A 7005-nucleotide genomic window follows, 5' to 3' on the forward strand; every position below is an offset into this window, starting at 1 on the left:
GCATTACATTTTCTTTATTCCCGGCAGATGAATATCTTAAAATTAAAAGACCAAATATAATATGCAGATATATTGAATAGAATTGAGTGAAAAATATCACAATGCCGCTACTATATAGAAAGTGATTACAAATTAATATAATAATTAATTTACAATGATAAAATAAAAGATAAAAATCTATTATTATTATTTTAATTAGTGATATCTATAACATCAGCAAAAATCCCTTATTCAATACCAGAATAAGGGACTATACACAATGGATTCCAAGTTGCCCCTCTGGTTAGCGGCGGTGCAACTCGCTCCCATTAGGCATAGTGAATGCTTAACGACTCACAGCCACAAATGCTTCAACAACACGCCGTACATTATGATGATTAACTCCGGCCATACAAACCCGGCCGGATTCAATCAGATAAACAGCAAACTCTTCTCGCAGGCGAATAACCTGTTCAGTACTAAATCCGGTATAACTGAACATACCACGCTGTTTAAGCAAGTGGTCAAAGTTTTTCTCCGGTAATGCATCTTTCAATGCAGATACCAGTACAGTGCGCATTTCCCGAATACGTAAACGCATCTGTTCAACTTCTCGCAGCCACTGTTCCCTCAGTAATGGATCAGCTAATACTCTTGCCACAACCTGACCACCAAAATTAGGTGGGCTGGAATAAATACGACGTACGCAGGCTTTTAGCTGCCCCAAAACACATTCTTTCGTTTCTTCATCGTCGCAAATCACCGATAAGCCGCCAACGCGCTCGCCATATAAGGAAAATATTTTTGAAAACGAATTACTGACAAAGCAAGGTAGTTCAGCGCTCGCCATCGCCCTAATTGCATAAACGTCTTCTTCAATGCCTTCCGAAAATCCCTGATAAGCGATATCAAGAAATGGGATTAATTTTTGCTCTTTAGCTACCTGAATAACCTGATCCCACTGGTCATTAGTCAAATCAGAACCCGTTGGATTATGGCAACAAGGGTGCATCAGGATAATACTTTTTGCTGGTAATTGCCGGAACGTTGCCAACATCTCATCAAATTTTACCCCTTTGGTTTTATCATCAAAGTAAGGGTAATAATTTACTTTTATTCCTGCCCCAGAGAATATTGAAGCATGGTTTTCCCATGTAGGATCACTGCACCACACTTCAGAATCAGGGAAATAACGATGCAAAAAGTCAGCACCGACTTTCAGTGCCCCTGACCCGCCGACTGTCTGGATCGTTGCAATACGATTTTGCTGCAACATTGAATGATCTTTACCGAATAGTAATTCCTGAACTGCCAGCCGGTAAGCCATTAAACCTTCCATTGGAAGATAAAGAGATGCAGACTGTGGCAGAGCACTTATTTGTTCTTCTGCGGTTGCAACAGCCTGCAATTGAGGAGTTATACCCTGTTCATCGTAATAAAGCCCAATGCTCAGGTTAACCTTTTCTGGGCGAGGATCTTTTTTAAATGCTTCCGACAACGAAAGAATAGGATCACCTGCGTAAGCATCAACATTCTGGAACACTATGTTATACCTCTATTACCTAAATGATATTAAAGACACGGTAACAGACAATATAACTGAACCCGACTATTCGTCCAGATATTCCATCGCAACGCGTGAAGTTAATTTTGTGATGAGTTCATAGGCACTAATCCCTGTATATTCAGCGACTTTCTCCACTGGCAGGACTTTACCCCAGAGGATAACATCATCACCCACTTTATCCTGACAGTCTGGCCCTAAATCTACCGTGATCATATCCATGGATACCCGCCCGACAAGGGAAACTTTACGCCCATTAATAAATACCGGTGTACCCGATAATGCACTGCGGGGATAACCATCTCCATATCCGATTGCTACAACGCCTAAATTGGTATCACGTTCACTGACCCAAGTTCCGCCATAACCTACCGCTTCACCTGCTTTGTGTTTACGTACAGCAATTAAACTGGATTTCAGTGTCATTGCGGGCATTAAGCTGAAATCACCCGCGGTCTTATCCGCCATCGGTGATGCGCCATACATCATAATGCCGGGGCGAACCCAGTCCAGATGAGCCTGTGGCCACAACAGAATCCCACCGGATGCTGAAATGGATTTTTCACCCGCTTTATCTGCAACAAATAACTTAAATTGCTCAATCTGCTGATGAGTCGTCTCCACCAGAGGTTCATCTGCCTGACTAAAGTGGCTAATAATATTCACAGGCTGTTCAATATTACGGCAACGACTCAAACGTTGGTAAAAATCTTCTGCTTCATCAATACGAACGCCAAGACGGTGCATACCCGTATCCAATTTCATCCATACTTTAATTGGGTGAGGTAAATCGGCTTGTTCCAGTGCTTCCAGCTGTTCAATACTGTGCACTACGGTTTCAATATGATTGACAACCAAAATAGGTAAGTCAGATGCCCCCAAAAAACCTTCCAGTAACAGAATGGGTTTGATAACCCCACCACTGCGCAGAGCCAGAGCTTCCCCTATTCGTGCGACACCAAAACAATCTGCGCTTTCCATCGTATACGCAGTTTCCAATAAACCATGTCCATAGGCGTTTGCTTTCACAACTGCAATGATTTTACTGCCCGGAGCTTTCACCCGAACCTGTTGCAGATTGTGTCGCAGAGCGCGGCGGTCGATAACAGCAGTTGCCGCTTTCATCTTTTCCCCTTTTTTATACTTTTTTCCAATCAATTGGTTGGAATAAATAGGCTTATTTTTAAACTGGGTTATTCATCGCTATAGCTTGGCCCAGCATAGTTATCAAATCGCGACCATTGACCATTGAATGTCAGCCTTACCGTACCGATTGGGCCGTTACGCTGCTTACCAAGAATAATTTCCGCTACACCTTTCAGTTCGCTGTTATCGTGATACACCTCGTCACGATAGATAAACATGATTAAGTCAGCATCCTGCTCGATAGAGCCTGACTCACGCAGGTCAGAGTTGACCGGACGCTTATCAGCGCGCTGCTCCAGACTACGGTTAAGCTGAGAGAGGGCTACAACCGGCACCTGTAATTCTTTCGCCAGCGCTTTGAGGGAGCGGGATATTTCTGCAATTTCCAGCGTTCGGTTATCAGAAAGAGAAGGCACCCGCATTAATTGCAGGTAGTCGATCATGATCATGCTAAGCCCGCCATGTTCGCGGAAAACTCTTCTGGCACGAGAGCGTACTTCAGTAGGCGTCAGGCCGGATGAATCATCAATATACATATTCCGTTTTTCCAGCAAAATACCCATGGTACTGGAAATTCGGGCCCAGTCCTCATCATCAAGCTGACCGGTTCGAATACGCGTCTGATCTACGCGGGAAAGTGACGCCAGCATACGCATCATGATCTGATTACCGGGCATCTCCAGACTGAAAATCAGCACGGGTTTATCCTGCATCATCGCTGCGTTTTCACACAAGTTCATCGCAAAGGTTGTTTTACCCATTGAAGGACGGGCAGCAACAATAATCAGGTCTGATTTTTGCAGACCGGCTGTTTTCTTATCCAGATCCTGATAGCCCGTGGAAACCCCGGTTACGCCATCATGTGGGCGCTGATAAAGCTGCTCAATGCGCTCAACGGTTTCTTCAAGGATTTGTTCAATGCCTTTCGGGCCTTCATCTTTATTTGCCCGAGTTTCTGCGATCTGAAATACACGAGATTCAGCCAGATCCAACAATTCTTCACTGGTTCGCCCTTGTGGATCATATCCTGCATCGGCGATTTCATTAGCAACCGCAATCATATCGCGAACGACAGCACGTTCACGGACAATATCTGCATAAGCATTGATATTTGCGGCACTTGGCGTATTTTTTGACAATTCGGCTAGATAGCCAAAACCACCGACATTATCCAGCTCCCCATTCAGCTCTAGGGATTCTGATAATGTAATCAAATCGATAGGTTTACCTGTTTCAAGCAAACGCTGCATTTCAGAAAAAATACGCCGATGTGGGCGGCTGAAAAAATCATTGCTGGTGACACGCTCGGATACGTTATCCCAACGTTCATTATCCAGCATCAAACCGCCCAACACGGATTGCTCTGCTTCCAAAGAGTGTGGTGGAAGTTTCAGCCCTTCCACTTGGCGATCTTTTGGTTCAGCCATACTGTTGTTAGTTGGTTTTCTTCCAGCCATGTAGTACATCAATCCACTAAACAAGAACGAAATAGCGCATCAGTATACGCCATGAAAACAACCTTGAGTAATTATATATAGTCTATACTCGTAATTTAAACACAACTGATTGATATTGAATAAATAACCCTCATTTTTAAACGCATTTTTTCTTGTTTGTTTATATAATTGTTTATACATAGAACACTGAACAAATCTATAAACAAAGCATAAGATAAAAACAAGGCAAAAGAAAAGAAAGAATGAGAGTGAATGAGTGATCAGTAAAACGTGGTCAGTACATTTAACGTTCCAAGCTATTGAAGTAATAATTACGAATGTTACTGCTAGTGAGAAGATACCCCGTTACGGCTATCTTCCCGATGATTTTTAAATGGAGCTGATTATTTTTTATGATTTATCCCGAACCTTGCGTTCAATCAATTCACCATACGAATCAAAATAGCGACTAGGCCAGATCTCTGAGGGATGTATTTCGAGATAGTTAGCAATAATCCATTCGCCTTTAGGCCACGGTCTGCTGAGAGTATTTGCCAGTGTAGATGAACTGAGGCCAGATTCACGAGAAACAGCCGCTAAGGTTGTACCGCGCTTACGTAATGCAGCAATAATGTCGGCTTGATGCCAGTCATTTTTAACATTATTCATTCCTGCTACCCCTTCCATTAATTGAGAAATTGATGGTGGCGATTCAAACAGGGTTCGCAGTACCGGAACATACCCATCCGGCGAGGCCGAAACCTCCCCTATCAGAACCGCCATTGAATAGGCGATAGCAGACACACTGGTAGAAATTTCCTACCAGTGGGGTATGTTTACAAGGCTGCGAAACCCTGACCATTAGATTGTGCCAATGGCGGGGGTACTTTAACTGATTGGTTTATCTGGTTCAATAAGCGAACCAGTAAAAGCAACTTACCTTTTTGCGTTATATATAATGAAATACTTTTAGTCGCGGTTGCTCATTCAAGGTAAAGGCCAAAACTCATCAGAGACACAATATATAGGCCAATACACTAAATGCTCTAACCTTGTGAAAATAAATTGTGACGGAATCCATTAGAAGATTTGAGAGATAGCTAACTGGTATTTTCTACGCTTAATTGTGTGACGTCCGTGTCCAAATGCCGGAAGATCCAATTTGGAATCATCGGCAACAATCCACAGAAAAGAAAAATTAAGCCTGTAATTATTCACTTTTAGCAGCAGGCATTTGTACCCGAACAGAAACAAATCTGCCATCGGGAATATCAATTAAATCACCGTCAGAATAACCTTCCCGAATATTTCTGGCGAAAGTAGGTGCGTCTGAATGTTCGCGGTGATAGGTCATTATTTTAATTGAACTATCGGAAAGTATCTCATAGTCTACCCAAATTAAAGGTAATTTATTTCTACACAGCGGTATTTCAATTCCATTACTTAACCCTCCCCATTCAGCATCAGTCTCAATATTTAAAACACCGTTAATAAGATAAGTTCCTTTCGATATATGTTCAACAGTTGCACCTTCTGATTCAGTGTTTGTCTCGAATTTACCATTACTCCAAATATTGACGATTGGTGAAGAATGCTGAAGGAAACCATTACTATCTATCATAGTATTAGATGTTGTCCTAATATATTCCCATTTATTCCATTGATTAGGCATATCTGCATTGAAAGAACGATAAGCTATGGCTCCTGTTCTCCAATATTCCGTCATTAGTTGGAAACTGTATCTTCCCATACCTGAAATGTGAATACCTGAACCAGTGATATTTGCAGAATTATTCCCACCAGAGTACCCAAAGAAAGTTTGATTAATAGGAATATTATTATAATCATTATCAGGTATATTGTTATTCCCCCCTTCAGAAGAATTAACAATCGCTTTTCGTGAAACTAAACAATCATAAATATATTCTTGACTATCGTTCCCACCTGCAAATTTGACACCATCACCATTATATGCCACTGATAAATTTGCCCATGTATCATTAGAAAACGATTTGAAAGAAACACCATATTGATGTGTAAAAGAATTTATACCATCATTTCGATATATTTTAGATGGGCCTTTATTTCTGAGCCAACTCAACATCTGAGTATAGTCCGATATTCCAATACGCTCCCCCTCCCCTCCAAATCCAAATTCACCTCTTTGTAAAGCGTTTTTTGCTAAGTTGACTGTGGCTGTTAGTCCAATATTTTCCACAAACGCCTCTTTATTCGGAATATCGGCTCCATTCTGTTTCTTCTCCAAATAGAGATCAGAATTATTATTGAGAGCATTTAGGTTAGCTGTATTGGCTAGATCATATGCTTTTTTTACAGCTTTAGAGGTTGCAACGGTTATCTCACTGTCATTGTCTACTGCATTACTTAATGTAACAAATCCCGGTTCTGCTTGAGTTGCATATGGGTGATTACGGCTTGCCGCGTGTTCTGCAATGGCTTCTTTGATTGAATCTTTGACATATTCTGGTGTTGTAACAATCACAAGATTACTATCTTCTGAGACAGGTGCATCAGGCTTTTTATCTTGCATATTTATTCCCTCATTTAATCAACAATACAGATTGCTAAATAACATGAAGGCGGTGAGATACTTCTCCGCCGGTGAACATCAATAAATTGGTTCATCAATATTGGAGAGTACAGATTGATTTAATTCAGTGGATGAGTTGCATGTTTTAATGGCAGGATGACATAAAATAACAGATGGTAAATTAATAAAATTTATCCAGTGACTGACAAAATTGAGTGAACTCAACAACCACCGACTAAAGTCGGTGGGTTAGTGATTAACGGACTGAAAGTCCGGATACGCATCGGCTAAACGATGCGTCAATTATCCAGCCTGAAGTGATCATTTGG

The 7005-nt window shown here is 41.5% G+C and carries 5 protein-coding genes; all 5 read right to left on the reverse strand.

The features are described from left to right. Positions 1-325: 325 nt before the first annotated feature. The gene (locus tag AAC855_RS10805) at positions 326-1522 is read right to left on the reverse strand and encodes an amino acid aminotransferase (protein ID WP_340609571.1); all 1197 of its coding nucleotides are present in this window, start codon (positions 1520-1522) and stop codon (positions 326-328) included. Between the two features lie 66 nt (positions 1523-1588). Continuing rightward, positions 1589-2668, reverse strand: coding sequence for an alanine racemase (alr, locus tag AAC855_RS10810; protein ID WP_340609573.1), 1080 nt, complete (start codon positions 2666-2668; stop codon positions 1589-1591). Between the two features lie 68 nt (positions 2669-2736). Beyond that, positions 2737-4146: a replicative DNA helicase gene (gene dnaB, locus AAC855_RS10815; RefSeq protein ID WP_099110424.1), complete on the reverse strand. Its 1410-nt coding sequence runs from the start codon at positions 4144-4146 to the stop codon at positions 2737-2739. A 390-nt stretch (positions 4147-4536) separates the two neighbouring features. After that, positions 4537-4794, reverse strand: a complete 258-nt coding sequence (locus AAC855_RS10820) for a helix-turn-helix domain-containing protein (protein ID WP_099110566.1) — start codon at positions 4792-4794, stop codon at positions 4537-4539. Between the two features lie 541 nt (positions 4795-5335). Then, a complete protein-coding gene (locus tag AAC855_RS10825; RefSeq protein WP_340609574.1) occupies positions 5336-6676 on the reverse strand; it encodes a phage tail fiber protein in 1341 nt (446 codons plus the stop codon). Positions 6677-7005: the final 329 nt, after the last annotated feature.

The sequence above is a fragment of the Xenorhabdus bharatensis genome (genome assembly GCF_037996705.1).
GTDB lineage: Bacteria > Pseudomonadota > Gammaproteobacteria > Enterobacterales > Enterobacteriaceae > Xenorhabdus > Xenorhabdus bharatensis.

Excerpts from the sequence above, each read along its gene's own strand:
- alr (WP_340609573.1), bottom strand. The coding sequence starts at position 2,668 with ATGAAAGCGGCAACTGCTGTTATCGACCGCCGCGCTCTGCGACACAAT.
- dnaB (WP_099110424.1), bottom strand. The coding sequence starts at position 4,146 with ATGGCTGGAAGAAAACCAACTAACAACAGTATGGCTGAACCAAAAGAT.
- AAC855_RS10820 (WP_099110566.1), bottom strand. The coding sequence starts at position 4,794 with ATGAATAATGTTAAAAATGACTGGCATCAAGCCGACATTATTGCTGCA.
- AAC855_RS10825 (WP_340609574.1), bottom strand. The coding sequence starts at position 6,676 with ATGCAAGATAAAAAGCCTGATGCACCTGTCTCAGAAGATAGTAATCTT.